Origin of the sequence: Roseateles sp., from assembly GCF_036404855.1 — a bacterium.
Lineage (GTDB): Bacteria > Pseudomonadota > Gammaproteobacteria > Burkholderiales > Burkholderiaceae_C > Pelomonas.
On the sequence record NZ_DASWYS010000051.1, the window covers coordinates 19,980 to 44,168 of the forward strand.

Sequence of the window (24,189 nt, forward strand, 5' to 3'; positions counted from 1 at the left end):
TGGCGCGCTCACGCGGGCCAGGCGGGCTGTCCGAAGGCGCTGACCAGGAATTCGATCATCACGCGGACCTTGGGCGACAGGAACTTGCGGGTCGGGTAGACCGCGTAGACACCCAACTCGACCGAACGCCAGCCGGGCATGACCTCCACCAGCGTGCCGGCCATGAGATCCGGGCCGACGAGGAAGGTCGGTTGCAGCACGATCCCCTGATGGCGCAGCGCGGCGACACGACAGGTGTCGCCGTTGTTGGTCCTGAGGCGCGGGGTCACCTTGACCGTGGCGGCGCCCTCAGGGCCGGAGAACTCCCATTGGTCGCCCATGGAGAACAGGCTGTAGGTCAGCACGTCGTGGGAGGCCAGCTCGGACGGGTGACTCGGCCTGCCCCGCATGTGCAGGTACTCCGGTGACGCACATAGCACCAGCCGCGTGGAAGTCAGTGGCCGACTGACCAGCGACGATGTGGGCAGGCGGCCAATGCGCACCGCCATGTCGAATCCCTCCTCCACCAGGTCAACCACCCGGTCGGCCAGCGTCACGTCGAGCATGACGCGGGGATGCCTGGCCATGAACTCGGGCCACAGCGGCGCCAAGTGAAGGAGGCCGAAGGAGAACGGCGCATTGATGCGCAACAGTCCACTGGCCTCGCCGCTGTGCGACGAAACCTCCGCTTCGGCCTCATCGAGACCGCCCAGCAGTTCGCGGCAACGCACGTTGAAGACCTCGCCCTCGGGCGTCAGAGACAGCTTGCGAGTCGTGCGATGCAGCAGCCGCACGCCCAGCCGCGCCTCCAGCTCGGCAACGTAGCGGGACACCGCCGCCTTCGAGACCTCCAGAGCGTCGGCCGCTTTCACGAAGCTGCCGGCGTCGACCACGGCGGCGAAGGCCTTCATTTCAAGGAACTTGTCCATCCAAGCATATTGTCTTATTTTTCGAGACAGTAAAGCCAATGAAGCGCTATTTATCTCTATTCACGACATTCCTAAAGTTCACTTATCGCAGCACTCCCGCTGTACGAACCCAAGGAAACAGACATGAAGATCACAGTCATCGGTGCCGGCAACATGGGATCGGCGTTCGTGGCCCAGCTCACCCGTGCTGGCCATCAGGTCAGCGTGACGGCGCGTGACGGCGACAAGGCCGCCCGTGTCGCGGCAGCCCACCCTGGCGCCCGCGCCGTGCCGTCCGCCGGCGCCGCAGCCGGGGCAGACGCCGTCATCCTGGCGACGGGCTATGCCGACGCCGTGAGCGCCCTGCAGGCCCTTGGCGATCTGAAGGGGCAGGTGCTCATCGACATCACCAACCCGCTCACCGCGGACTACATGGGCCTGACCCTCGGCCACGACACGTCGGCGGCCGAAGAAATCGCCAAGGCCGTCCCGGGCGTCGAACTCGTCAAGGCCTTCAACACCGTGTTCGCGCAAGTGCTTGCCGAAGGCGCCGACTTCGGCAACGGCCAGCAGGCCAGCGTGTTTGTCGCCAGCGACAGCGAGCGCGCCAAGCAGACAGCCCGCGCCATCGCCGAAAGCATCGGCTTCGGGGTGATTGACGCCGGAGGCCTTCGCAATGCACGCTACCTCGAGCCGCTGGCCGGCTTGAACATCTATCTGGGCTACGGCGCGGGCCTGGGCACGGCCATCGCGCCGACGTGGATCCGCAAGTCCTGAACCTTCCGCCACCCAAACCTTCCAGGAGACCCTCATGAGCAACCGTCTACTCGACCGCGTCCTCTCCACCGACGCTGGCTGGAGCCCGCTGGCCCTGCGAATCCCCGTCGGCATCATCTTCGTGGCGCACGGCGCGCAGAAGCTTTTCGGCGCCTTCGGCGGTTACGGCCTGGAAGGCACGGGCCAGTTCTTCGCCTCACTGGGCCTGACGCCAGGCTATCTGATGGCCTTGCTGGCAGGCAGCGCCGAATTCTTCGGCGGCCTGGCGCTGCTGGCCGGGCTGCTGGTGAGGCCTGCCGCTGCGGCGCTGGCGTTCTCGATGATCGTGGCCATCTTCTCGGTCCACATCAGCCATGGTCTGTTCATGGACAAGAACGGCTACGAGTACGCGTTGGCACTGCTGGCGGCTTCTGTCTCGCTGCTGATCAGCGGCGCAGGCCGGTTGTCGGCCGACGCGGTGATCGCCGGACGGACACGCTGAGCCCCTCGCAACGCCGCCCTGGAGTCCCGCATCATGAGCCGTCTGCCCAGCGTGTTCGTCTCGCACGGCGCGCCGACCTTCGCCGTCGAGCCCGGCATCGCGGGGCCGCGCCTGGGCGCACTCGGGCGGGCACTGCCGCGGCCAAGGGCGGTCCTCGTCGTGTCGCCGCACTGGATGACAACATCTCCACGCGTGGGCATGGCGCTGCGGCCGCAGACGATCCACGACTTCGGTGGATTTCCCCCTGCCCTGTATGACATCGACTATCCCGTCGACGGCCATCCCGAGCTGGCGCGGCGCGCACTGGACCTGCTGGGGGATGCCGGATGGGCGCCGCAGGCCGACGAGCGACGCGGCCTGGACCATGGCACGTGGGTGCCGCTGCTGCACTTGTATCCGTCCGCCGACGTGCCCGTGTTGCAGGTGTCGCTGCCGTCGCGGCTGGATGCGGACGGGGCCTGGGCCTTGGGCGCAGCGCTGGCACCGCTGGCGGACGAAGGCGTGCTGATCATCGGCTCCGGCAGCCTGACGCACAACCTGTCCGAGTTCCGCTCAGGCACCGATGGCGACCAAGCCTATGTCGTCGAGTTCGCAGCATGGGTGCGGGAGGCAGTCGTCCAGGGCGACGGCGCACGCCTGCGTCGGACCTTGCTGGACGCACCGCACGCGCGCCGCGCGCACCCGTCCGCCGAGCACTTTTGGCCCTTGCTGGTGGCAGCGGGCGCGGCCGATGCCTCTCAATCGACCGCTGTCATCAAAGGCGGCATCACCCATGGCGTGCTGGTAATGGACTCCTTCGTATTCGGCCCTCCCCCGTCGTCAGGCAACGGCCTGGCCTGACCGAGAAAGAACCGTGAAAACCCAAGCCCTGATTGTGCAAAGCCCAGCCGTGCCGAAGCAGCTCGTGCTGCTGTTCCACGGCGTCGGCTCCAGCGCGCAGAACATGGCTCCGCTGGGCCACGCGCTGGCGCCACACATGCCCGAAGCGCTCATCGTCAGCGTGCAGGCGCCCGAGGCCGCCGGGCCCGGCTGGCAATGGTTCTCCGTGCAGGGCATCACCGAGGCCAGTCGGCCGGCGCGCGTCGCGGCGGCCATGCCAGGCTTCGTGCATGCCGTGCGGCAATGGCAGCAGGCAGTCGCCGTCGAGCCTGCGCACACGACACTGATCGGCTTCTCCCAGGGCGCGATCATGGCCCTGGAATGCACCCAGCTCGATGCCACGCTCGCCGGTCGGGTGATCGCACTGTCAGGCCGCTTCGCACACCCTCCACACCTTGCCCGCGAGGGACAGAGGATCCACCTCATCCATGGCGACGCCGACGCGGTGATGCCGCTGCGCGGTGCGGTCGATGCATTGGCCCAGCTGCAGTCGCTGGGGGCCACCGCCACGCTGGATCGCCTGCCTGGGCTGGGACACGGGTTCGACGCGCGCGTGGTCGACGCCATCGCGCGAAGGCTGAAGGATGCCAGTGCCCCCCAGGATCGCAGCCCCGCCGAACTCACGGCCGACTTTGCGGCCGTCGCCGGCCTCGCCTCGGCCGAGGGTCTGCACATGGCCGACCGGACCACGCTGCTGCACATCGGCGATGAGCAGCTCGTCCTGATCAGCGGGCAGGGCCAGCAGATTGAGACCACGCATCACCTCGACCTCGGCGCGGCACGCATGGCCAGAGACTTCTTCCGTCATGACCCGCCGACCGCGCACGAGATCGAGCAAGCCATTGACTTCACCGAAGACCAGATCATGCGACTGGGCCCACGGCAAGACGCCGGCAGGCTCTGGAGCCTGTCCGCGAACCTGCGCCCCTGGGCCGAGGTATCGGGCTCGACGATGTCCGTGGAGACCATTGAACTTTGGTTCGAACGCCTGGCACTGGCCGCCCAAGGTCGAGCCGACGCCCTGGACGGTTTGCCAAGGGGGTCCAAGGCGGCCGCGACACTGCTCGTGCTGCGTGAGTTCATGCATCACCGCGGCCATCCATCCCTCACGGTCGCGCAGGCGCGGCAGGCGCTTGCGGCCGGATCTGCATCGGCGTAGAAGGGATCCCCACGCCTTCAAACAGCCCGGAGCACGCCATGGCCACCTATCAAGTCGGGTATTTCGTCGGCAGCCTGTCCTCGACGTCGATCAACCGCCTGCTGGCGCAGGCCCTGGTGAAGCTGGCCCCGCCCGAACTGGTGCTGCGCGAGATCCCGATCAGGGACCTGCCGCTCTACAGCCAGGACTATGACGCCGACTATCCGCCGGTGGCCCTCGCCTTCAAGCAGGCCATCGCGGAGGTGGATGCGGTGCTCTTCGTGACGCCGGAGTTCAATCGCTCGATTCCCGGCGGCCTGAAGAACGCCATCGACTGGGCCAGCCGTCCCTGGGGCAAGAACTCATTCGCGCAGAAGCCTTCGGGCGTCATCGGCACGTCGCCGGGCGCCATCGGTACGGCAGTGGCGCAGCAAAGCCTGCGCGGCGTGCTGTGCTTCTGCAACTCGCCGCTGATGAACCAGGTCGAGGCCTACATCCAGTTCAAGCCCGGCCTCATCACCGCCGACGGCGAAGTCACCGACGAAGCCACGAGGCAGTTCCTACAGAAGTACATGGCCGAGTTGCATGCCTTCATCGTGCGCGTTCTGACCGTGCTGCCACGCAAGGCCTGACTCCACCGGTCCACGCGGCCCGTCGGCAGGGGCGCTCCGTCGGGCAACACGCCTCCGAACCCTCATCCTCAGCCGGCGCCCGATGGATCCATCAGGCGCACCCTTGCCGGTCGCCACGATCTTGCCGCGAGTCGACAGACCGAACGTTTGGCGTGCCCCTCGCGTCATTTGGCCACGACCGATCGGGGCGCCGGGCCTGCCTGCGGTGCAGGCTGGACAAGTTGCGCGGTCGCTGAAGTCAGCATCACGATCATCAGAACAACTGTCTTGGCCCCGTTGATGAACTCCTTCGCAATGCCATTGAGCTCCTTCAACACCTTCTAGATGGCCGCGAGGCGCACCTGGAAGGTGGACTTTGCGGGGGACGAGATCATGCCGCGCGCCTCGGGCTGACTGCCTCAGCCGGGGTGGCATGGCAGTTGCAGATGGCCAAGTGCCTCAACAAAGCCCAGACCCGCGCCGGCAATGCTCACGACGTGAACGCTTTCGCAAGCCTTTGATTCAAATGGGAATCTCGCGCCCACCCCAGCCCGCATCTGAACTGACACCATCTGCCTCGGCTCAGCCGGCCATGGCAGAAGATGGCAGTCGCCGCCGACGCCCACGCCATGTCCACCGAGTTCATCCCGACACCACAGGTCCAAACGCTTGTCTCTTACCTGGAGCACGAGGCCCAACCGATGATCGTGCTGGACCCGGACTACGGCATCCTTGCGGCCAACACGGCCTACCAGCGCCAGTACGGCACCGCGGACAGGCCCTACCTGGGCCACAAGTGCTTCCGCGTCTCTCACCACTACGACGTGCCATGCGACCAGTCGGGGGAGCATTGCCCGATGCGACGGGCCTTCGAGCTCAAGGGGCCGGATCGCGTGCTTCACATCCACCACACGCCGCGCGGCCCTGAACATGTCGATGTCGAGTTGCGTCCCATCCTCGACGCCGACCGCAAGGTGGTGGCGTATGTGGAGCGCCTGACGACGGTAAAGCATGCGTCCGCTCGCGCCAGCCAGGCTGGGCTGGTGGGCCGCTCGCCGGCCTTCAACGCGGCGCTGGAGTCCGTCCAGCGGGTGGCCCGCTCGCAGCTGCCCGTGCTGCTTCAGGGCGAATCCGGCACCGGCAAGGAGTTGTTCGCCCGCGCCGTACATGAGGCCAGCGACCGGCACGATGGCCCGTTCGTCGTCGTCGACTGTTCAGGCTTGCCGGAGACGCTGTTCGAGAGCGAACTCTTCGGCCACGAGAAAGGTGCTTTCACCGGCGCCTTGAATCGCAAACCCGGCTTGGTCGAGACGGCGGCTGGCGGCACGCTGTTCCTCGACGAGATCGGAGACGTGCCGCTGGGCATGCAGGTCAAGCTGCTGCGGCTGATTGAATCCGGCACGTTCCGGCGTGTCGGCGCCACCGAAACCCAGCAAGCCGACTTCCGCCTCGTCGCCGCCACCCACAAGCCTCTGCAACAGATGGCGGCGGACGACAGCTTCCGGCAGGACCTTTACTACCGCATCGCAGCGTTCCCGATCTACCTGCCACCGCTGCGTGAGCGCGCCGGCGACATCCCACTGCTCATCGACTCGTTCCTGCAGCGAGGCAGAAAAACCGTGCCCACCGTAGTCATCCAGCCTGCAGCGATGGCGCGACTGCTGGCCCACAACTGGCCCGGCAACATCCGCGAACTGCGCAACGTCCTGGAGCGCGCCCGGCTGTTCGCCGATGACAGCATCGTGCGGCCCGAGCACCTGCCGCAATGGCTGCATGCCCGCCCACATCCACTGCCGCCCGCGGCACCCGCAGCGGTCCCCAGCCCCCCACCTCCCGCGCCAGCGCGTGACCTGGATGCGCAGATCCGGCGCCTGGTGCGAGACGGCCACCTCAGCCGCCGCGAGATGGCAGACAGCCTCGGTCTCAGCGAGCGCACCTTCTATCGACGTCTCAAGGCGGTGGGCCTGGTTTGAGTCCCGCAACTGCCCGCCTGGTTGTCGTCATCGGCACCAGGGGCTGCAGGTGCAGGCCGTCTATCGACCAGGACCTGGCCGCGACAAAGACCTGCCGCGCGTCGAGGCGGTGCTCCCCGAGCGACTGGGTGGCGCCAGCCATGGAAGCCGAGCTCCCGTGCCCCCAGCGACTGCTGGTGACGTTGGTCCGAGGCCGGGATGGCAGCGTTGCTGCGGTCGCAGCCTGTCGACCGTTTCCCGAGGACGTTGAAGCCTTGCCGCGCGTGCTCTAGCGCCTCAGGGCCCCATCCACCCAGGCACCGAGCTGTGCGGCCGTCATGGCCCCGCCTTGGCGCGCCACCTCTCGACCGCCAACGAACAAGACCGTCGTCGGAATGCTGCGGATTTGCAGGGCGGCACTGCTCTGTGGCGCGGCATCACTGTCCACCTTCACGAGGCGCAGGTCCGGGCGGGCCGCTGCGAGTTGCGCGAAATGCGGTGCATAGGACCGGCAGGGGCCGCACCAGGCCGCCCAGAAGTCCACCAGCACAGGCGCTTCCGTGCCTTGCAGGTACGCACCGAGATCGGCGTCGCCGAGGGCTACCGGCTGACGAGGCGCAACGGAATGGCCGCAACGGCCGCAACTCGGGTCGTCGGCCAGTCGGTCATCGGGAACGCGGTTGCGAGTACCGCAATGGGGACAGACGAGCAGCATGGGAGGCTCCAAGAGGGACTGACGGTGCATATCGGGTGACGTGCTCGAAGTTAAAGGGGCCGCCCGGGGCTGCCCCACCACTGCCAGACCCCCTGCCATTCACGCCATGGCAGTCCGGACTGCCAGTCCCCCACAGCGTGGCAGTGGCGGACTGACAGTCTGAAACATCAACGGCGACAGCAGGTTAGTTCCGCGCGGCACCCGTCGGCGCAGCTGGCACGGTTCTTGGAATGACCCGGGCATGCCTCGCGATGAACACCGCCTCGTCCGCCACCTGGCCTGGGTGCTCGTCATCAAGCTGCTGGCGCTCGGCGGGCTCTGGTGGGTCTTCGTGCGAGACCAGCGGATCAGCACCGATGCCACCGCCGCCGCCCAGCACCTCGCTGCCCCTGCCCCTGCCCCTCACCAAGGAGAACCCCGGTGATCACGGAACATGTCGTCGACCTGTCGCGTCTGCAGTTCGCAGCCACGGCGATGTACCACTTCCTCTTCGTGCCCCTTACGCTGGGGATGGTGTGGCTGCTGGTCATCATGGAGACCGTCTATGTGATGACTGGCAAGACGGTGTGGAAGGACATGACCCGCTTCTGGGGCAAGCTCTTCGGCATCAACTTCGCGCTGGGCGTGACGACCGGCATCACGCTCGAGTTCCAGTTCGGCACGAACTGGGCCTACTACTCCCACTACGTCGGCGACATCTTCGGTGCGCCGCTCGCGATCGAGGGCCTGATGGCCTTCTTCCTGGAGTCGACCTTCATCGGCCTGTTCTTCTTCGGCTGGGATCGGCTGACCCGTCCGCAGCACTTGCTGGTCACCACCTTGATGGCGATCGGCACCAACCTGTCGGCACTGTGGATCCTGATTGCCAACGGCTGGATGCAGAACCCGGTGGGTGCCGAGTTCAGCTACCAGACGATGCGCATGGAAATGACCGACTTCTGGGCCGTGGTCTTCAATCCGGACGCCCAGGCCAAGTTCGTGCACACGGTGTCGGCAGGCTATGTGACAGGGGCGATGTTCGTGCTGTCCATCAGCAGCTGGTACCTTCTCAAGAAGCGGGATGTGGAGTTCGCCAGGCGGAGCTTTCGTGTGGCGTCGGCCTTCGGCCTGGCCAGCGTGCTGAGCGTCATCGTGCTGGGCGACGAGTCCGGCTACACGGTCGGCGAAGCCCAGCAGACCAAGATGGCCGCCATTGAGGCCATGTGGGAGACCGAGCCTGCTCCCGCCAGCTTCAACATGATCGCCTGGCCCAACGAATCGGCGCAGAAGAACGACTGGTCGGTGGAAGTCCCCTACTTGATGGGTGTCATCGGCACTCGCAGTCTCAGCAAGGAGATCCCGGGCATCCGCGACATCAAGGCCAAGAACCGCGAACGGATCGAGCGCGGGGTCCATGCCGTCATGGCGCTCGAGGCACTGCGCAAACACCGAGACGATGCCGCCTCGCTGGCCACTTTCGAGCAGTACAAGGCCGATCTCGGTTTCGGGCTGCTTTTGAAGAAATACGTCGTCGACGTCCGTCAGGCGACGCCCGAGATCATCGATCGCGCCGTCAATGACACCGTGCCGCGAGTTGCCCCGATGTTCTGGAGCTTCCGGATCATGGTGGGACTGGGCGTACTCATGCTGGCGCTGTTCGGGCTGTCGTTCTGGACCACGCTGAATGGCACCTGCACCTGCCGGCCCTGGCTGCTGAAGTGGGCGCTGTGGATGTTGCCTGCACCCTGGCTGGCCTGCGAACTGGGCTGGTTCGTTGCAGAGTATGGCCGCCAGCCATGGACGATCTACGGCGTGCTGCCGACGCACCTGAGCGTCTCGACGATCAGCGCCGCAAGCCTGTACGGCTCGCTGGCCGGCTTCGTGGGCTTCTACACCTTGCTGCTGATCGTGGAGGTCTACCTGATGGTCAAGTTCGCGCGCCAGGGCCCGGGCAGCCTGGGCACCGGCCGCTACCAGTTCGAACCCGCCCACTCCTGAGGAGACCCCCATGCTCGACTACGCCACCCTGAAGATCATCTGGTGGGCCCTCGTCGGCGTGCTGCTCGTCGGCTTCGCCATCATGGACGGCCATGACATGGGCGTCGGCACCCTGCTGCCCTTTGCCGGCCGCAGCGACGAGGAGCGCCGCGTCGTCATCAACACCGTCGGCCCGCACTGGGACGGCAACCAGGTCTGGTTCATCACGGCAGGCGGGGCCATCTTCGCGGCGTGGCCCCTGGTGTACGCCACGGCGTTCAGCGGCTTCTACTGGGCCCTGCTCGCCGTGCTGTGGGCCCTGTTCTTCCGGCCTGTCGGCTTCGACTACCGCAGCAAGATTCACGATGCCCGCTGGCGCAGCACCTGGGACTGGGGGCTGTTCATCGGGGGCGCGGTCCCGCCCCTGATCTTCGGCGTCGCCTTCGGCAATCTGCTCCAGGGTGTGCCCTTCCAGTTCGACGACTATCTCGTGAGCACCTACACGGGCAGCTTCTGGCAACTGCTCAACCCGTTCGCACTCCTGGCCGGTGTGGTCAGCAGCGCCATGATCACGATGCACGGCGGCGCTTACCTGGCGCACCGCACGGAAGGCGTGATCCAGTCTCGTGCGGTCTCTGGCGCGCAGGGCGCAGCGGCACTGACGGTGCTGGCCTTCGTCACGGCAGGCCTTTGGCTGCGATTCGGAGGCATCGATGGATTTGCCCTGGCCCAGTCCCCCGCGCCGAATGGTCTGCCAGACCCGCTGGCCAAGGTCGTGGTGCGCAGTGCGGACGGATGGTGGAGCAACTACCGGCACGTGCCGGCCCTGTGGGCCCTGCCAATGCTCGGTGTGTTGGGTGCCGCGGGGGCGGCCGCGCTGGTCGGCGCGCGGCGCACACTGTCGGCCTTCATCGCGTCATCACTGTCCATGCTGGGCATCATCGGAACAGCCGGGGCGGCGATGTTCCCGTTCATCATGCCCTCCTCCAGCATGCCGAGCGCCAGCCTCACCGTCTGGGACAGCGTCTCTAGCCCCATGACGCTCACCCTCATGCTGGGCGCCACGGTGATCTTCATGCCGCTGATCGTGCTCTACACGGGCTGGGCCTACCGCGTGATGCGCGGCAAGGTCACTGTCGAGCACATCCGCGCCAACGAACACACCGCCTACTGAAAGGAACTGCCATGTGGTACTTCGCCTGGATTCTCGGTGTCGGCTTCGCCGTACTGCTGGCCGTGATGAACGCGATGTGGGGCGAGATGGCCGAGGAGCGGCGCACCTCGCATCGGCAAGATGAGACCGCATGAACACGATGACGCCGTCGCGTCTTCACTGGCCCAGTCTCACGGCGGGCCTGGTGCTGATGTTGGCCGGGACGGCCTACCCCCTTGTCTTCGCGCACGCCGATGGGCGAGCCGACCACGGACTGGCCTTGCTGCTCTTCTGGGCGATGAGCGCCGGCTTCGTGCGCGGCGTGGGATTCATCCCGCGGCGCCGTGCCTTGCGGCTGCTGCTGTCAGGCTGGGCGTGTCTGGCGGCCCTTGCGTGGGGCGCCCTGAGCCTGGCCATCAGGACGTTCTGACCGGGCAATAGTGATTGGCGGGCGTCTCGCCGCGCCGGTAGGCCGATTCCTCGGCGTCAGTCGCTCGGCGCACCGAACGCAGTTGTGCGCGCGTGCCGTGGAGTGCGGCCAGCTCCGCTGTCATCAGGACCGTCGGGTCCTGGTCCCCGCGCAGGGCGCGGTACCAGCAGCGGGCACGGCCATCGAAGAGGTACTCGACAACCCAGAGCGTCGAAGTCTTAAAAAACTCAGCCATGGGTTGTCGCCTGTCGCCTTCAGCGCTGCCTGCCCTCGCGCGCTTCGTCCTCGTGCATGTGCCGCACGAAGTAGCGCACGTAGAACGCGCCAATGCCTAGCATGATGGCAAAGACGGCCAAGCTCAGCAGCCCGGCGTCGCTGGAGAAGATGTCCTTGAAGGCAGTCACGGTGCACTCCTTGTGCAGTTGGCGTGAAGATGATTTCAGAGGGATTGGCAGCCCAGCGCCTTGACCTGCCGCAAGACCTATTTTGATGTCGTCGCTACGCTGCTTCAGGCATCGCAAATGCACGATGGAATCCGTTCCGACACCCTCAGACACCCCCTGTGACGCACTCGATCGCGCAGCCCCTTTGCTTCGCGTTCTGGGCAACGCCGACCGCTTGCATCTGCTGGCGGCGCTGGCGGATGAAGAGCTCTGCGTGAGCCAGCTAGCAGAGCGGCTGTACATCCAGCAGCCGACGCTGTCGCAGCAACTCACCGTGCTTCGAAACAATCAGTTTGTTTTGACGCGCCGGGAGGGCAAGCGCGTGTTCTACCGTTTGGCCCCACGGCTCGTGCCGCAACTTGCGCTGGTCCTGGCGTTGGCCCGTGCGGTGTGATCAGCCCGCCGGCCGGGACGCCTTCTTTTCAGGAAGGTGCTGCGCTGCGCTCCATCTGCTGTCCGGTGCTGCCGTAGACCGAGTCGTCGGCAGTGTTGTAGCAAACGCAGAAGCCGCGCGACTCGCGCATGACCAGTCCTTGCTGCGTTAGTGCCGCCAGCTGCCGATGAATGTTCGCGGACGTGAAGCTGCAGGCCTGGGCAATCTCACCGACATTGCGCCTGGAAGGGCGCAACAGGTTGAGGATCTGCAGGCGCGTGGGCTCGGACAGCGCCCGGAAGTCGGCAGCCCCCTGCTGACGGGCTTCGCCGGTCAGGTCCTGCATGGCAACGCAAGGGCGGAGATCGACGTGCCCCGCACGCTTCCATTGGCGCCATATTCCAACCAATGCTCACATTTCCACTTGCCTATTTAACTACTTGGCTAAATCATATATAGTCATTTACGAGTGGCAACAACCCGCAGTTCACATGTCCCGCAGGTTGCAAAGCACGTCGCTTGATCCTCGACGACCCGATCTTCTCTGGTCTGGCCAGCTCGTTGATCCTCGACGTCTTCGTCAGGACGATCCCGACTACCGTGGTCATTCCGCTGCTCTGTTTCGTGCCCTATCGCCATTCATCGCTTAACGACACAAGGAGTGCTTCATGAGTTCCTGGCAGATCGTCCGGCTTGTCGCCGGCAGCTTCATCCTCATCTCGCTGCTGCTGGGGGTGCCGGGCAGCCCGATCTTCGTCAATACGTGGTGGCTGGCCTTAACGACTTTTGTCGGCGCCAACTTGCTGCAGAGCGCGATCACACGCTGGTGCCCGTTGGAGATCATCCTGCGCAAAGTGGGCGTCAAGGGTGGGTGCTGAGACGCTCGGGGCCCTGCGACGCTGGCTGCAGCGTCGCGGCGCGTCGTCTCCAGCGCCGGTTGAGCGCACTGCCGTCGCTTAGCTTCCCGGCGATGGACCGGCTTTGATCGATGTGCGTACCGCCCGGGAGCACCGCAGTGGAACGCTGACGGGCGCCATCAACGTTCCGCTGAGTCAGCTCGACACCTGGTTGCTGGCGGCGATCCCAGATCGCGCTCGACCGATCCAGCTCTTCTGCGCAAGCGGCGCCCGCTCTGAAGCGGCATGCCGCCTGCTGCGCCACCTCGGCTACCAGGATGCTCACAATGCAGGCGGCCTGCTCGCCGCGTCAGCCCGTTTGAACTTGCCCATCGCACCGCCATGAACCATCCGGCCTCGACACCGTGGGATGCCCGCTTCTCGACGCCGGACTACGTCTTTGGCACCGAGCCGAACCATTGGCTCGCCGCGCATGCCAACCTTTGGAAGCCAGGTGATCGTGTGCTGTGCGTGGCTGATGGCGAAGGACGCAACAGCGTCTGGCTGGCCAAGCACGAGCTGAAGGTCGATGCCTTTGATGTGTCGGCTGTCGGTTTGGACAAGGCGCGCCAACTCGCCAAGCAAGCCGGCGTGGAGGTCCGGTACGAACAGGCGAGCAGCGATGACTATCACTGGCCCCTGGAGCAACTGGATGGCGTCGCGGCCATCTTCGTGCAGTTCGCCGACCCCGACATGCGACTGCGCATGTTCGATCAGATGAAGCGCGCACTGAAGCCGGGAGGCACGCTGGTGCTGCAGGGCTACACGCCGGCTCAGTTGGCATTCGGCACGGGTGGGCCGCGTGAGTTGTCGCATCTCTACACGCAGGCCATGCTCGAAGCACACTTCAGCGACATGGACATCCTGGCGCTGGACAGTTATGAGCGCGAGCTCAACGAAGGGCCCGGACACCGTGGCCCGTCAGCTTTGATCGGCCTGGTGGCCAGGCGCCGCTGAACCGGGCCACCGCCGCCCCGGGTGTCAGCGGGAAATCATGAAGGTCGACTTCTCTCGCACGATGGCGGGCGCTTCGCTGCCCGTCGGCACCCGTTCGACATTGAACTGAGTCTCGCGGGCGTAGTGCGTCGACGCGTCGGCGGATTCGACGGGGCTCTGGCGTGTTGTTGGGGCTGCCATGGGGCGGCTCGCCTGACAGCCCAGCACTGCCGCATGCGTGGCAAGAGGCTTGCCAGCCGCGGCGGCCGCGAATCACTGATTGGCTGGTGCCTGCTTCGTGGATGGCTTGGGCACCGCCGCCCATCCCGCTGGTCGACCTTGCCGACTGCCGGACTGCCGTAGGCAGTAGAAGTGGCAGCGCGTGAACGTCGAAACTGGCAATACCGGGCTACTGCCGCCGTCAGCCTGGATGGAGTCCGAGTGCACGACATACGCCACACCTTCACATAGCGGCTGCGGGCAATCGGGGGCGAAGAAGGGCCGGGAGGCCGGGGCACGGATCAATGGACAGAAGTCAGCGCTACGCTGACCGTCCCATTGAGCATCGGGTGCAGGCGGGCAATCAGGCCAACGCGACGCGCCGCCCCGATCGGGCTGATGTAGGTGAAAAGGCCAGGGTGTCGCGAGATGCACGCAGGCATCACGCACATAGGAAAACGGGTTAGCGCCTTTCGGTGCTAACCCGTTGATTCTCTTCTTATTGTTGGTGCGGCTGGCAGGATTCGAACCCACGACCCCTTGGTTCGTAGCCAAGTACTCTATCCAACTGAGCTACAGCCGCTGAAGCCTCACAGTATAGCCAGATTTTTTGGTCCTCGGCAAGAGTTGGCCAGTTTTTTTCAAAAAAGTTCGCCGAGCCGCTCGAGCGGTGCTCAAGGCAGGCGCGCCGCGGCTTCGAAGCAGCGGGCGCGGCGCTGGTCATCACCTTCTTGTTCGGCGAGCGCAGCCAGCACCACCCAGCTGCGCCGGCGCGACGCGCTGGGCATGCTGACGTCATCGGCCACCGCCTCGAGCATCAGGCGGGCCTTGCCCCAGAGCTGACGTTCGGCCAAAGCATGTCCCAGCGCGAACGCCAGGCCCCGCTCGCGCGGGAAGCGCGACTGAGCCGATTCCAGGCGCTGCAGCCAATCGGGCCCACAGCCGGCCAGCACCGGCACGAGGGCGTGGGCCAGGGCCGCACGATCGTCAGGCTGCAGCTCGGCAAGGTCGTCGAAGAAGGGCCGCAGCCAGCCACGGCCGTCGTCGGGCGCGCCGAGCTGCCCGGCGCACTGCGCGGCTCGCGCGGCGACGAGGGGGTCACGTCGGTCGGCCGGATCGAGCTGCTGCCAGACAGCGCGCAATTGGTCGACGTCCCGTGCGCCGTCCAGGGCCTCGAAGGCGAGAGATCGCAGCAAGCTCTGGGCCGCCGCCTTGGAAAAGGCCTGGTGCTTGGCGAGCAGGCGTGCCGTGCGCAGCGCGTCCAGCGGCTGACGGGCCAGGCGCGAAGCCTGAAGCCGCAGCCGCAACGCCTGGGTGCGACGAGCGACGCCGGGTGCCAGTTCACCCAGCACGCTCAGGGCGCGCGTTGCGTCGCGGTCATCCAGGGCCCATTCGGCAGCCAGCAGGCGTGCGCCGTCCTCCTGGGCTCGCGCACCGCCGGCACGATGAGCCAGCTCGAGGGCACGACTGAGCTGCTCGTCGCGGTGGCGCCGGTCCTGCAGCCGATGCGCGCTTGCCGCGGCCAGCAAATGGGCCAGCGCCATGAAGGACTGGTCGGTCGCCAGTTCGGGCGTCGCGGCCTGGATGTTGAGCGCCTTCTGTGCGGCCTTCTGTGCGCGACTGAAGCGGGCGCCGAAAAGCTCCACGAGCGCCTCGCGCAAAGCCATCTGGGCGCTGCGTTCACGCTGGGCAAGGCGCCATTCGCGGGCACGCCTAGGCAGTGTAGTCAGCGCCTCGATGGCCTGGATGGCCGTGACGAGGGCGAAGCAGCCCGCGACGAGCAGCAGCAGAAAGAGATTGAGCGAGATGTCAACCCGCCAGCCGCTCCAGTAGAAGCTGGCTAGCCCATCGTTGGCACCGAGGGTCAGCGCCGCGACGACGGCGACGACGAAGAGCAGAACCAGCCAGATGACGAGACGCATGGTCGGCGCCTCCTCACCGACCGGCCGCGGCGGCGGTCAGCGCAGCCAGCGTGTCGTCGGGGCGCGGCACGCTGACCTGGCGCGCCTGGCCGGCGACCTGGCGCAGCAGCTCGGTCACGCTGGCCACCTTGCGCGAGCGCGTGTCGAAGTAGCGGTTCAGCATCTCCTGGCTGTCGCGCAGGTCGGCCTGGGCCGTGTCGAACTGGCGACTCAGGAGGGCCAGGCGCGCGTTGAGCAGGCGCAGCTTGAGGTTCTCGCGCAGGAAGAAGCTCTGGTCGGGCGAGATCAATGCCGCTTCAGGGTGGTCGATGCGGGTGACGCGCAGCAGCGTGCGCGCCTCGCCCCAGACCAGGCCGGTCCAGGTGGAAAGCTGTTGCGTGGCCTGCCACCACCACAGGGCCAGCTTGCCGTCCGCGGCTGCCGCAGTCTGCTCGCGCTGCAGTTTCAGGGCGCGCTCGCGTTCCCGCGCTGCCTCGGCGTTGCGCTCGTCGCGCGGGCGCGGCGCAGCCTCACTGCCGGACATCAGCGGCAACTCGTCCGCCATGCGCACGACCTCATCGAGCTTGATGGTCAGCGTGGACACATCGACGACCGCCACCGCCTTGACACGGTCCAGGTCCCGGGCGACAGCGCGGCGCACGCCTTCCATGCGCGGCTGCTTGTACCGCAGCAGGCGCTCATCAGCCTGCTTGAGCGCCGCCACCAGCGGCTCGGCGCTGCCGGTGATCTGGGTCTGCTGCAAGGCCACACGCAAAGCCGCCTCGATGTCGCCGACCACGTTCTCGTCCCGCGAGCGCGACATGGACTGGATCAGGTCCTCGAGCTGACCTCGCTGCAAGGCCACCTCGGCGAGGCGGGCCTCCAGCAGAGAAACCTTGGCGGCGGTGTCACGTACCAGTTCGCCCGACTGTTTGGCGGCCAGGCGCGCCTCGGTGGCCTGGGCCTGGCTGGCTTCCTGGCGGCGCACCAGTTCCTGTTCCAGCGACTGCTGGCGCGACAGGCTCTGCCAGGCCAACACCACGCACAGCAGCACGGCGATGCCCAGCAGCGCCAGCAGCCAAGGCAGCCAGGCCGGCAGGACGGATACGGAAGGGGGTGGCGGGGCAGCGGGCTCGGCCGCGGCAACGACAGGGGGATTCAGCTCAGGCTCACTCACGGTGCGTCAGATTCTGTCAGAGGCCTTTCAGGGCCTGAGTGACCGCTTCGGGGGCCGGTCGCGCCAAAACCACAGGCCCCAAACCAGCGGCGCGGGCCGCCTCGGCGATTCGGGCATGGGTGGCGATGGCACGCTGGCCGGTCAGTGCCAGGCCTTGGGCCTGCAGATGACCGACGGCCTCGGCACTGCTGAACAACCATACGAAGCGAAGGGGATCGGCTCGCACCGCGTCCAGCAAGGCCTGCTCGGCAGCGCTGAAATGCGGGCGGGCGCGGTGGTAGACGGTGACGGCTTCGACGTGGGCGCCCGCGGCCATCAGCCGCTCGGCCAGCCATTCACGGCCACCGTCGCCGCGCAGCAGCAACACACGCGCCCCAGCCCAGTCGCGGCGCGGCGCCAGTTGCTCCCACAGGTGCTCGGAATCGAGCGCCGCGGCGTCCACGGCAGGCTGGACGATCTGCCGCGCCGGAATGCCGTGGGTTGCCAGGGCCTGGGCGCTGCCGGGACCGACGCAGGCCGCCAGCGTGTGCGCGGGCCAGGTCGAACCCTGGCCGTGCGCGAAGAACTGCTCGACCGCATTGGGACTGACGAAGACAGCCAGGTCCACTGCCGACAGTGCGGCCCAGGCCGCGGTCACCGGCGCGGCATCGCGGGCCGGCAAGATCTCGATGAGGGGCAAGGCAGCCGCCTCCACGCCCAGCTCGGCCAGGCGCGCCAGCCAGGCTGCGCATTGCGGCCGCGGGCGGGTGACGAGCAGCGTGGGCGCCGTCATCCCGGGAGGTACGAGCCGGCGCCGAGTTCGCGCAGCCGGGCAGCGGCTTGCTGCCCCAGCGACCGAGCTGTATCGACATCGGCCACGTCGGCGGCGACACTGGCGCGCAGCAGGGGCGAGGCGTGCAGCTCGGCGTGGCCCAGCGCGGCGTCCAGGCACAGCGTGCCGCGCTGCCAGTGCGCATGGGCCGCGAGCGGCAGGCTGCAACTGCCGCCCAGCGCGCGCGACACGGCGCGCTCGGCCTCGCAGGCCATCAGCGTCGGCGCGTGGACCAGCTTCGCCAGCGCCTCGGCCAGCGCCGCATCGTCGGCGCGGATCTCGATGCCCAGAGCGCCCTGCCCTGCGCAAGGCAGCATCTGGTCGACCTGGAACAGTGCGCGCACGCGCGCGGCAAGGCCCAGGCGTTTGAGGCCCGCGGCGGCGAGCACGATGGCGTGGTAGCCCCCTTCGTCAAGCTTGCGCAGCCGCGTGTCGAGGTTGCCGCGCAGCGGCTCGACGCGCAGGTCAGGGCGCAGGCTCAGCAACTGGGTCACGCGGCGCAGGCTGGAGCTGCCGACGACGGCACCCTCAGGCAGCTCCGCCAGCGAGGCGTAGTCGTTGGAAACGAAGGCGTCGCGTGGATCTTCCCGCTCCAACACTGCGGCGAGGGCGAATCCATCGGGCAGCTCCATCGGCACATCCTTGAGCGAATGCACGGCGAGCTGGGCGCGACCTTCGGCGAGCGCGGCTTCGAGCTCCTTGACGAATAGTCCCTTGCCGCCGATCTTGGACAGCGTGCGGTCGAGGATCTGGTCGCCGCGTGTGGTCATACCCAGCAGCGCGGCCTGGATGCCGAGTTCGCCAGCGAGCCGGGCCTGCACATGCTCGGCCTGCCACAGCGCCAGGCGACTCTCGCGCGTGGCGATGGTGATGGAAGAGGTCATGCCCTGATTATCGAGGGCATGAAGGCGCGCCCTCAGGGTCGACGGCTTTTGAAGAATGCGTTCACCGTCAGACGCCCCAGCCCGGTCTGGTAGCCGGCCTTTCCGGCAGCCCACCGGATGTCGCCGGAGTGGAAGACGCCGCCGTCGTAGAAGATGGCTCGGTTCCACTTTGCGGGCACGCGGCCGATGACCTCGAAGTAGCGGTTGCTGTCGGTCATGTAGCCGGGCGCAATGCCGTATTTGTCGCCGAATGCGCTGGGATCCAGCGTGTTGGCGTCGCGCAGGAACTGCTGCGTGTCGGCGTCGGACATCAGCGAGCGAAAGAACACCGTGCCGCCGAGCTGCTCGTCCTTGAACAGGTAGTGGACACAGGCAGCGACCCTCTCGTCGAGGTCCAGGCCCGAATCGTCTCGATGACAGATGCGCTGGCGGCCGTCGAGCGTGGCGGGATCCTGCACGACGCGCGCGAAGCGCCCGAACATGCCAAGCGGGGTACCGAGATGCATCGCGGCGTCAAAACGTCGGCGAAAGAAGCCGTCCAGCTCGGCGGCCATGCTGTCCGGCAGCGCGAGCTGCGGGCCAGGATAGGGGTGCCCAGGCAGCGCTCGAAACTGCCCGCCCAGGGACTGCGCGAGCGCGACGAGTGCGTCCGGGTCCTGCACGAAATCATCGACAACGTAGGCCTGAGCCCCGTCAGCCAGCGGCATGACCTCCAGTCGGGCATCGGGGTTGACGCGCAGCGTGGGACCAGCTGGCTTGAGCGGGGGCAGATCGAGCCTCGGAGCAGGACTGAACTGATCGATGAACTGCTGGTGCTTGGGCAGCTTCATCAGCGTGCGCACCACGTCCTTGCGAATGTCGCCGAGGAAGTCGGCGAGATGCCGGTCGTCCATGTTGCGCGCGATAGGGTGGTGGCTGGCCGGCACGATGCCCTGGCCCATCAGGACCTGCACCCAGGAGTTTTCCGCGAACAGCTCGCCCGGGCGCAGCATGATGCGCGCCGAGTCGCGGAAGTGCTGAATGCGGTGCTTGAGCAGCGGCGGCACCTCCATCGCACGGCAATCGCGCCAGAAAGGCGAATCGTCGCGGTCCGTGACGTGATAGTGCAGGATGATGAAGTCGCGGATGACGTCGATGGCCTCCCGTGTCTGCAGGTTGTACTCGTCGATGTCGCTCTGGCGGATGCCATCGGTCGGGAACAGCTCGACCAGGCGGCTCATGCCCTTCTGGATGAGGTGAATGCTGGTGGACTCCAGCGGCTCCAAGAAGCCGCTGGACAGGCCGATCGCGACACAGTTCTTCTTCCAGACCTGCTCCCGCTGGCCAGGCGTGAACCGGATGACGCGCGGCTCGCGCAGCACCTCCCCCTCGATGTTGGCGAGCAGGGCCTGCTTGGCGTCCTCGTCGCTGATGTGCCGGCTGCTGAACACCACGCCGTTGCCGACGCGGTGCTGCAGCGGGATGCGCCACTGCCAGCCCCAGGGATGGGCGATGGAGCGGGTATAGGGCACAGGCTCGCCGACGCGCGTCGTTTGTACGGCCAGCGCGCTGTCGCAGGGCAGCCAGTGCGACCAGCTCTCGTAAGGCACGCCCAGCGTCTCACCCAGCAGCAGCGAGCGCATGCCGGTGCAGTCGATGAAGAAGTCCCCCTCGATCAGGGGTCCGCCGGCAAGTTGCAGACCTGTGATGTAGCCGCTTACTGCATCGGTGTGCACCTGGGCGATCTTGCCCTCGATGCGTCGCACCCCCATGGATTCGGCCAGACGACGCAAGTACTGGCCGTACAGCGTGGCGTCGAAGTGATAGGCGTAGTTGATGCCGTTGTCAGGCAGCAGCGCGAAGCGGTTGTCCATCGCCGCTCGCAGCTCCAGGCAATAGTCGCCGTAGTTGCTCGCCAGGCCGCGCTTGCGAGCCTCCAGCCAGAAGTGGTGGAAGCCAGCAGTCCAGTGGCCCCGGCCCGTCTTGCCGAAGGAGTGGAAGTAGTGCTCGCCGACGTTGCGCCAGTTCTCGAAGCTGATGCCGAGCTTGAACGTGGCCTGCGTGGCCTGGATGAACTCCTTCTCCTCCAGATCCAGGATCTCGTGCATGAAGTGCAACGTCGGAATGGTGGCTTCGCCGACGCCCACCGTGCCGATTTCCTCGGACTCCACCAGGCTGAAGTCGAACTGTTTGCCGAGGCATTTGGACAGTCCGGCGGCCACCATCCAGCCGGCCGTGCCGCCGCCAGCGATGACGATGCGTCGAATGGGTGGAGAAGCAAGAGTCATGGCGTGCGAAGCTTCATCGGTTGAGTCGGTTGCGGAGTGCCGCGCGCAGCTGGCGTGCACTGTCGTCATTCATCGGCGCGAGAACACCCCGTGCCGCCGGCGGGATGTGGCCCGCCGTTTGCTCGTCAGCGTCGAAGACGTAGTGGTCGAACAGCACTCGCCAAGCATCGCGCTGTGCTGGCGGCAGGTCGCGCAGCGACAGCAGCGCCATCATCAGCGTGTTCAGCGGCGTGTCCATGAAGGCGGGCGACTGCCGCCACCAGAAATTGACGAGCGCATTGATGGGCTCCAGCGACTCCACGCCGTGCCACCACTGGCTGGGAATGAAGAGCGCGTCGCCGGGCAGCAACTCGAAGGACTGGGCTTGCGCCAGCGCCCGCGCGTAACGCGGGAAGCGCTGGTGATCAGGCCGAGCCACGTCGACGAGGCTGACCGGCTGGCCGGCGGGTGTCAGGTCAAGGGGACCGACATACAGGTTGGCAACCTGGTCGGGCGGAAACAGCGTGAAGCGCCGTCGGCCAGCCACGACGCAGGCGACGTTGTCCGGGAGGTCGAAATGCGTGGCCACCTGCATACGGTTGCCCAGCCACAGGCTCACGTGCGGGTGCTGGCCGGCAAGGGCGGACAGGTCGTTGTGCAGGCGCAGGCCGGGGAAGGCGCTGTCGACTTCGGTCGATCCCAGATAGAGGGCGTCGGACGTGCCGGCCAGAAGCTCGTCCAGCAGTGCGCCGAAGGTCCTGACCTCGCTGTGGAAATTGAAGCCGGTGAAATCGTCGTTGTAGAAGAAGCGCCCACCGATCTCCGGCCCGCCGCGCCACAAGTTCAGCCGCGTGCCGGCGCCGAAGCCTCGCAAGTAGTCACACAGCGCCGTGTCGGAGCGCTGTGCGGCCTGCACCAGTGGCCAGTGCCCCACCAGGCCGCGCAGCAGCACGGGCTGGGTGGACTGGAGCACCTCGGCCGGGATGTGCCCCAGGTCCTCGGCGCCGACGCTTCGCTTCGACATGGGGCTCAGGCGGCTTCGCGGGCGAGGTGGCGCTTGATCAGCGCCGTGAAGTTGGACAGAGAGGCGATCGCCATGTATATGGGCTGCAGGTAATCCGCCTGATGCAGCATGCCCACCACGTCGGCGTCCAGCGCGGCCAGGCGTTCCTCGTGGATGACATAGAAGCCCAGCAACTGGCCGTGCGAGCCGTCCGGGCGCTCGACGTCCAGCACAAAGGACTCGAGCAGGTCGTGCGCTCGCAGCGTCTGGATGAAGTCCGGCGTGGCCTGCAAGCCCTCATGCAGCGCGCGCAGCACGGAATTGGCGTGCTCAGTCAGGTCGGTCGTGCCGCCCTGAGGCAGGAAGATGGCCTCCCCCTCTGCCCCCTGGCTGATGCGCTTGCTGGACAGGTCGACCATCATGCGCAGTTCGTCCTCCGCCACACCGATGGAGAACGGAAGGCGCTGCACGGACAGCGGCAGGTAGTCGGCGTCCCACCCGTCGCCGGTCAGGAACAGGTTCTGCCCCTCCTGCAGTCCAAACAGCGCGACCGGCACGAAGCCGCCGCTGCCATCGGGCTGGAAGACGATGGGGTAATGCGCCTGGACCTTGCGGAACTCGTCCGGCGTGACGGGCGCTGACATGAAGTCGTCCCCCCATTGCGCGCCGCGCCGGGTGATGACGCGCAGGTCCTTGTGCTGGATGTTGTTGAGCAGTTGCAGCATGGAGTTCGGTCTGAGAGAGTCACGCGGCCGGCGGCATGCCGTGCGCGTGGATATGTTGAATCAGGTCGCGGTGCCGGGGCAGGCCGCCCAGGAGGCGCCGCGTGAGGGTGGTCACGTCCTTCATGCAGGACTGCGCGGCGGCCAGCCTGTCGGCGCGCAACGGCCGCAGCGCAGGTTCGAACTGCATGCCGTAGAGCACGTACTGGTAGCTGGCAGCCGGGAAGACTTCCTCGACACGATAGAAGTCGTTGCGTGACGGCGCCCGGCGCGCCCACAGCTGGAGCAGCTCGCGCAGCGACTCGGGCTGGCTGGCGGCATTGCGGTGATCGCGCCAGTAGTCGGCGTCGTCTCGTCGGCTCAGCACGTAATGCAGCTTCAGAAAGTCGATGACGCGCGACCAGCGGTAGGCGAAGGCCTCGTTGAAGCGCTTGGCGACCAGGTCCATGTCGGAGCGGCTGGCCGGCATCTCGTCGCGGATGAATGCGGCCGACAGCTCGACCAGGGCCAGCGCCGAGGCTTCCAACGGCTCGATGAAGCCCGCCGCCAGCCCTACGGCGACGCAGTTGCGATGCCAGAACTGCTCACGGTAGCCAGGGCTGAAGCGCAGGCGCCGCGGCGCCATGTCGCCCGGCTCGATCCCGTTGCGGTCGAGATGGGCCATCAGCGCGCGCTCGGCCGCCGCGTCATCGGTGTGGCCACTGGAGTAGACGAAACCGAGGCCGCGCCGCGTGGGCAACCCGATGTCCCAGGTCCATCCCTCGGCATGCGCAGTGGCAATGGTCGCCGAGGCCAACGGCGCGTGCGCCTGCGGGTGTGGCACCTGCACGGCCAGCGCGCTGTCGTTGAAGAGCACGCCCCGCTCGGAGCGCAGGGCGACTCCATAGTGCTGTCCGATCAGCAGACTGGCCAGCCCGGAGCAGTCGATGAAGAGGTCGCCTTCGATGTCGCCGTGACTGCGGGTCGCCAGCGCGGCGATGTCGCCGTTCTCGCGCGAGCGAACGGCGGTGAAATGGTCGACGACGTGCCGGACACCCAGTCGCGTCGTCGCATGCCGCTGCAGCAGGCGGCCTAGCTTCACGGCGTCGAAGTGGTATCCATAGTTCATGACGCCGCCGAAGTCGGGCGTCGTGGTCTGCTTGGGCGCGAGATGCGCGTCGCACAGTTGGGCTTGCGGGCCCACGCTGGCGGCAAAGGGCTGTTCACGGGCGCCCTGCAGCCATGCGGCCGCGAACTCCGTATCGCCAGGGCCATGCGGCAGCGTGAAGGGGTGGTAGTAACGGTCATCGGCGCCACCACCGTGCAGCCAGCCGTCGAAGCGCGAGCCTTGCTTGAAGGCCGCGTCGCATTCACGAACGAGGTCGACCTCGCTGAGGCCGATGCGGTGCAGCGTGGCGCGCATCGTGGGCCAGGTCCCCTCGCCCACGCCGATGGACGGCACGTCGGGCGATTCGATCAGCGTGACTTGCATCGCGTCGGGGCCGCTGCCCCCCAGTTCGGCGGCCAGGGTCGCGGCCGTCAGCCAGCCGGCCGAGCCGCCGCCCAACACCACGAGTCGTCGCACAACGGTCGTCACCTCGGATTTCATGCCAGACAAGT

30 protein-coding genes and 1 tRNA gene are annotated in these 24,189 nt (G+C 66.9%); 15 read left to right on the top strand and 16 right to left on the bottom strand.

All coding sequences use genetic code 11. The features are described 5' to 3' along the window. Window positions 1-8: 8 nt before the first annotated feature. Window positions 9-908: a LysR family transcriptional regulator gene (locus tag VGF12_RS03640; RefSeq protein WP_331174688.1), complete on the bottom strand. Its 900-nt coding sequence runs from the start codon at window positions 906-908 to the stop codon at window positions 9-11. Window positions 909-1,031: 123 nt separating this feature from the next. Here VGF12_RS03640 and VGF12_RS03645 point away from each other — a divergent pair, with 123 nt between their 5' ends. Genes VGF12_RS03645 through VGF12_RS03665 form a run of 5 tightly spaced genes read left to right on the top strand, consistent with a single transcriptional unit; the run spans window position 1,032 to window position 4,794 of the window. Then, window positions 1,032-1,664: an NADPH-dependent F420 reductase gene (locus VGF12_RS03645; RefSeq protein ID WP_331174689.1), complete on the top strand. Its 633-nt coding sequence runs from the start codon at window positions 1,032-1,034 to the stop codon at window positions 1,662-1,664. A 34-nt stretch (window positions 1,665-1,698) separates the two neighbouring features. Beyond that, window positions 1,699-2,145: a DoxX family protein gene (locus VGF12_RS03650; protein WP_331174690.1), complete on the top strand. Its 447-nt coding sequence runs from the start codon at window positions 1,699-1,701 to the stop codon at window positions 2,143-2,145. A 33-nt stretch (window positions 2,146-2,178) separates the two neighbouring features. After that, on the top strand, window positions 2,179-2,985 hold the full coding sequence (locus tag VGF12_RS03655) for a class III extradiol ring-cleavage dioxygenase (RefSeq protein ID WP_331174691.1): 807 nt from the start codon (window positions 2,179-2,181) through the stop codon (window positions 2,983-2,985). A 13-nt stretch (window positions 2,986-2,998) separates the two neighbouring features. Continuing rightward, window positions 2,999-4,183 (top strand): esterase, encoded by a 1,185-nt coding sequence (gene ypfH, locus VGF12_RS03660; RefSeq protein ID WP_331174692.1) that lies wholly within the window; start codon window positions 2,999-3,001, stop codon window positions 4,181-4,183. Between the two features lie 38 nt (window positions 4,184-4,221). Further along, window positions 4,222-4,794 carry an NADPH-dependent FMN reductase gene (locus tag VGF12_RS03665; protein ID WP_331174693.1) on the top strand — a complete coding sequence of 191 codons (573 nt, stop codon included), beginning with the start codon at window positions 4,222-4,224 and terminating at the stop codon, window positions 4,792-4,794. 164 nt (window positions 4,795-4,958) lie between these two features. Here VGF12_RS03665 and VGF12_RS03670 read toward each other — a convergent pair whose 3' ends face one another. Further along, window positions 4,959-5,108 (bottom strand): hypothetical protein, encoded by a 150-nt coding sequence (locus tag VGF12_RS03670; RefSeq protein WP_331174694.1) that lies wholly within the window; start codon window positions 5,106-5,108, stop codon window positions 4,959-4,961. Window positions 5,109-5,402: 294 nt separating this feature from the next. Between VGF12_RS03670 and VGF12_RS03675 the strand changes: the two genes are divergently transcribed. Then, complete coding sequence (locus VGF12_RS03675; RefSeq protein WP_331174695.1) at window positions 5,403-6,746, top strand: sigma-54 interaction domain-containing protein; 1,344 nt, start codon at window positions 5,403-5,405, stop codon at window positions 6,744-6,746. Between the two features lie 268 nt (window positions 6,747-7,014). Here VGF12_RS03675 and trxC read toward each other — a convergent pair whose 3' ends face one another. Continuing rightward, entirely contained in the window at window positions 7,015-7,440 is a 426-nt protein-coding gene (gene trxC / locus VGF12_RS03680) for a thioredoxin TrxC (RefSeq protein WP_331174696.1), read from the bottom strand. Window positions 7,441-7,681: 241 nt separating this feature from the next. Here trxC and cydP point away from each other — a divergent pair, with 241 nt between their 5' ends. From cydP to VGF12_RS03705, 5 genes are read left to right on the top strand one after another with little or no spacing between them, the layout of a single operon-like run. Beyond that, on the top strand, window positions 7,682-7,864 hold the full coding sequence (gene cydP, locus VGF12_RS03685; RefSeq protein WP_331174697.1) for a cytochrome oxidase putative small subunit CydP: 183 nt from the start codon (window positions 7,682-7,684) through the stop codon (window positions 7,862-7,864). Next, window positions 7,861-9,417: a cytochrome ubiquinol oxidase subunit I gene (locus VGF12_RS03690; protein WP_331174698.1), complete on the top strand. Its 1,557-nt coding sequence runs from the start codon at window positions 7,861-7,863 to the stop codon at window positions 9,415-9,417. The genes cydP and VGF12_RS03690 overlap by 4 nt, the downstream gene beginning before the upstream one ends. Before the next feature lie 10 nt (window positions 9,418-9,427). Next, window positions 9,428-10,570, top strand: coding sequence for a cytochrome d ubiquinol oxidase subunit II (gene cydB / locus VGF12_RS03695; protein ID WP_331174699.1), 1,143 nt, complete (start codon window positions 9,428-9,430; stop codon window positions 10,568-10,570). An 11-nt stretch (window positions 10,571-10,581) separates the two neighbouring features. Further along, window positions 10,582-10,704 carry a cytochrome bd-I oxidase subunit CydX gene (gene cydX, locus VGF12_RS03700; RefSeq protein ID WP_331174700.1) on the top strand — a complete coding sequence of 41 codons (123 nt, stop codon included), beginning with the start codon at window positions 10,582-10,584 and terminating at the stop codon, window positions 10,702-10,704. Then, window positions 10,701-10,979 (top strand): cyd operon YbgE family protein, encoded by a 279-nt coding sequence (locus tag VGF12_RS03705; protein ID WP_331174701.1) that lies wholly within the window; start codon window positions 10,701-10,703, stop codon window positions 10,977-10,979. The genes cydX and VGF12_RS03705 overlap by 4 nt, the downstream gene beginning before the upstream one ends. Here the strand turns inward: VGF12_RS03705 and VGF12_RS03710 are convergent. Both VGF12_RS03710 and VGF12_RS03715 read right to left on the bottom strand, forming a co-directional pair. After that, window positions 10,966-11,214: a hypothetical protein gene (locus VGF12_RS03710; protein WP_331174702.1), complete on the bottom strand. Its 249-nt coding sequence runs from the start codon at window positions 11,212-11,214 to the stop codon at window positions 10,966-10,968. The two genes, VGF12_RS03705 and VGF12_RS03710, sit on opposite strands and share 14 nt — an antisense overlap. A gap of 19 nt (window positions 11,215-11,233) precedes the next feature. Then, window positions 11,234-11,383, bottom strand: a complete 150-nt coding sequence (locus VGF12_RS03715) for a DUF3149 domain-containing protein (protein ID WP_331174703.1) — start codon at window positions 11,381-11,383, stop codon at window positions 11,234-11,236. 124 nt (window positions 11,384-11,507) lie between these two features. Here VGF12_RS03715 and VGF12_RS03720 point away from each other — a divergent pair, with 124 nt between their 5' ends. Beyond that, window positions 11,508-11,816, top strand: coding sequence for a metalloregulator ArsR/SmtB family transcription factor (locus VGF12_RS03720; protein ID WP_331174704.1), 309 nt, complete (start codon window positions 11,508-11,510; stop codon window positions 11,814-11,816). A gap of 28 nt (window positions 11,817-11,844) precedes the next feature. On the opposite strand, the gene VGF12_RS03725 is transcribed toward VGF12_RS03720, so the two are convergent. Next, window positions 11,845-12,141 carry a metalloregulator ArsR/SmtB family transcription factor gene (locus VGF12_RS03725; protein ID WP_331174705.1) on the bottom strand — a complete coding sequence of 99 codons (297 nt, stop codon included), beginning with the start codon at window positions 12,139-12,141 and terminating at the stop codon, window positions 11,845-11,847. Window positions 12,142-12,463: 322 nt separating this feature from the next. Here VGF12_RS03725 and VGF12_RS03730 point away from each other — a divergent pair, with 322 nt between their 5' ends. From VGF12_RS03730 to VGF12_RS03740, 3 genes are all read left to right on the top strand, one after another. Further along, entirely contained in the window at window positions 12,464-12,673 is a 210-nt protein-coding gene (locus VGF12_RS03730) for a DUF2892 domain-containing protein (protein WP_331174706.1), read from the top strand. Between the two features lie 103 nt (window positions 12,674-12,776). After that, entirely contained in the window at window positions 12,777-13,037 is a 261-nt protein-coding gene (locus tag VGF12_RS03735) for a rhodanese-like domain-containing protein (protein ID WP_331174707.1), read from the top strand. Further along, entirely contained in the window at window positions 13,034-13,648 is a 615-nt protein-coding gene (locus tag VGF12_RS03740) for a class I SAM-dependent methyltransferase (RefSeq protein ID WP_331174708.1), read from the top strand. The genes VGF12_RS03735 and VGF12_RS03740 overlap by 4 nt, the downstream gene beginning before the upstream one ends. Window positions 13,649-13,672: 24 nt before the next feature. Here VGF12_RS03740 and VGF12_RS03745 read toward each other — a convergent pair whose 3' ends face one another. The 10 genes from VGF12_RS03745 to VGF12_RS03790 form a co-directional block, all read right to left on the bottom strand. Continuing rightward, complete coding sequence (locus tag VGF12_RS03745) at window positions 13,673-13,828, bottom strand: hypothetical protein (RefSeq protein ID WP_331174709.1); 156 nt, start codon at window positions 13,826-13,828, stop codon at window positions 13,673-13,675. 524 nt (window positions 13,829-14,352) lie between these two features. Beyond that, window positions 14,353-14,429 (bottom strand) — tRNA-Arg (locus VGF12_RS03750). A 91-nt stretch (window positions 14,430-14,520) separates the two neighbouring features. Then, window positions 14,521-15,768, bottom strand: coding sequence for a heme biosynthesis HemY N-terminal domain-containing protein (locus VGF12_RS03755; RefSeq protein WP_331174710.1), 1,248 nt, complete (start codon window positions 15,766-15,768; stop codon window positions 14,521-14,523). A gap of 13 nt (window positions 15,769-15,781) precedes the next feature. After that, window positions 15,782-16,924 carry a uroporphyrinogen-III C-methyltransferase gene (locus VGF12_RS03760; protein WP_331174711.1) on the bottom strand — a complete coding sequence of 381 codons (1,143 nt, stop codon included), beginning with the start codon at window positions 16,922-16,924 and terminating at the stop codon, window positions 15,782-15,784. Between the two features lie 16 nt (window positions 16,925-16,940). Continuing rightward, entirely contained in the window at window positions 16,941-17,696 is a 756-nt protein-coding gene (locus VGF12_RS03765) for a uroporphyrinogen-III synthase (RefSeq protein WP_331174712.1), read from the bottom strand. Next, a complete protein-coding gene (gene hemC / locus VGF12_RS03770) occupies window positions 17,693-18,619 on the bottom strand; it encodes a hydroxymethylbilane synthase (protein WP_331174713.1) in 927 nt (308 codons plus the stop codon). Before hemC ends, VGF12_RS03765 begins: the two co-directional genes overlap by 4 nt. A gap of 32 nt (window positions 18,620-18,651) precedes the next feature. Then, window positions 18,652-20,886 (bottom strand): DUF6445 family protein, encoded by a 2,235-nt coding sequence (locus VGF12_RS03775; protein ID WP_331174714.1) that lies wholly within the window; start codon window positions 20,884-20,886, stop codon window positions 18,652-18,654. Between the two features lie 13 nt (window positions 20,887-20,899). Further along, the gene (locus VGF12_RS03780; protein ID WP_331174715.1) at window positions 20,900-21,889 is read right to left on the bottom strand and encodes a cupin-like domain-containing protein; all 990 of its coding nucleotides are present in this window, start codon (window positions 21,887-21,889) and stop codon (window positions 20,900-20,902) included. 5 nt (window positions 21,890-21,894) lie between these two features. Continuing rightward, window positions 21,895-22,593, bottom strand: coding sequence for a SapC family protein (locus VGF12_RS03785; protein ID WP_331174716.1), 699 nt, complete (start codon window positions 22,591-22,593; stop codon window positions 21,895-21,897). Between the two features lie 19 nt (window positions 22,594-22,612). Continuing rightward, the coding region (locus VGF12_RS03790) for a tryptophan halogenase family protein (RefSeq protein ID WP_331174717.1) at window positions 22,613-24,189 on the bottom strand (1,577 nt) is incomplete at its 5' end.

Coding starts and splice junctions, on each gene's coding strand:
- hemC (WP_331174713.1), bottom strand. CDS start 18,619: ATGACCTCTTCCATCACCATCGCCACGCGCGAGAGTCGCCTGGCGCTG.
- VGF12_RS03755 (WP_331174710.1), bottom strand. CDS start 15,768: ATGCGTCTCGTCATCTGGCTGGTTCTGCTCTTCGTCGTCGCCGTCGTC.
- VGF12_RS03645 (WP_331174689.1), top strand. CDS start 1,032: ATGAAGATCACAGTCATCGGTGCCGGCAACATGGGATCGGCGTTCGTG.
- cydB (WP_331174699.1), top strand. CDS start 9,428: ATGCTCGACTACGCCACCCTGAAGATCATCTGGTGGGCCCTCGTCGGC.
- VGF12_RS03765 (WP_331174712.1), bottom strand. CDS start 17,696: ATGACGGCGCCCACGCTGCTCGTCACCCGCCCGCGGCCGCAATGCGCA.
- VGF12_RS03665 (WP_331174693.1), top strand. CDS start 4,222: ATGGCCACCTATCAAGTCGGGTATTTCGTCGGCAGCCTGTCCTCGACG.
- VGF12_RS03775 (WP_331174714.1), bottom strand. CDS start 20,886: ATGACTCTTGCTTCTCCACCCATTCGACGCATCGTCATCGCTGGCGGC.
- VGF12_RS03730 (WP_331174706.1), top strand. CDS start 12,464: ATGAGTTCCTGGCAGATCGTCCGGCTTGTCGCCGGCAGCTTCATCCTC.
- VGF12_RS03740 (WP_331174708.1), top strand. CDS start 13,034: ATGAACCATCCGGCCTCGACACCGTGGGATGCCCGCTTCTCGACGCCG.
- trxC (WP_331174696.1), bottom strand. CDS start 7,440: ATGCTGCTCGTCTGTCCCCATTGCGGTACTCGCAACCGCGTTCCCGAT.
- VGF12_RS03640 (WP_331174688.1), bottom strand. CDS start 908: ATGGACAAGTTCCTTGAAATGAAGGCCTTCGCCGCCGTGGTCGACGCC.
- VGF12_RS03720 (WP_331174704.1), top strand. CDS start 11,508: ATGGAATCCGTTCCGACACCCTCAGACACCCCCTGTGACGCACTCGAT.
- VGF12_RS03710 (WP_331174702.1), bottom strand. CDS start 11,214: ATGGCTGAGTTTTTTAAGACTTCGACGCTCTGGGTTGTCGAGTACCTC.
- VGF12_RS03725 (WP_331174705.1), bottom strand. CDS start 12,141: ATGCAGGACCTGACCGGCGAAGCCCGTCAGCAGGGGGCTGCCGACTTC.
- cydX (WP_331174700.1), top strand. CDS start 10,582: ATGTGGTACTTCGCCTGGATTCTCGGTGTCGGCTTCGCCGTACTGCTG.
- VGF12_RS03745 (WP_331174709.1), bottom strand. CDS start 13,828: ATGGCAGCCCCAACAACACGCCAGAGCCCCGTCGAATCCGCCGACGCG.
- VGF12_RS03705 (WP_331174701.1), top strand. CDS start 10,701: ATGAACACGATGACGCCGTCGCGTCTTCACTGGCCCAGTCTCACGGCG.
- VGF12_RS03780 (WP_331174715.1), bottom strand. CDS start 21,889: ATGTCGAAGCGAAGCGTCGGCGCCGAGGACCTGGGGCACATCCCGGCC.
- VGF12_RS03655 (WP_331174691.1), top strand. CDS start 2,179: ATGAGCCGTCTGCCCAGCGTGTTCGTCTCGCACGGCGCGCCGACCTTC.
- VGF12_RS03785 (WP_331174716.1), bottom strand. CDS start 22,593: ATGCTGCAACTGCTCAACAACATCCAGCACAAGGACCTGCGCGTCATC.
- VGF12_RS03675 (WP_331174695.1), top strand. CDS start 5,403: ATGTCCACCGAGTTCATCCCGACACCACAGGTCCAAACGCTTGTCTCT.
- VGF12_RS03650 (WP_331174690.1), top strand. CDS start 1,699: ATGAGCAACCGTCTACTCGACCGCGTCCTCTCCACCGACGCTGGCTGG.
- cydP (WP_331174697.1), top strand. CDS start 7,682: ATGCCTCGCGATGAACACCGCCTCGTCCGCCACCTGGCCTGGGTGCTC.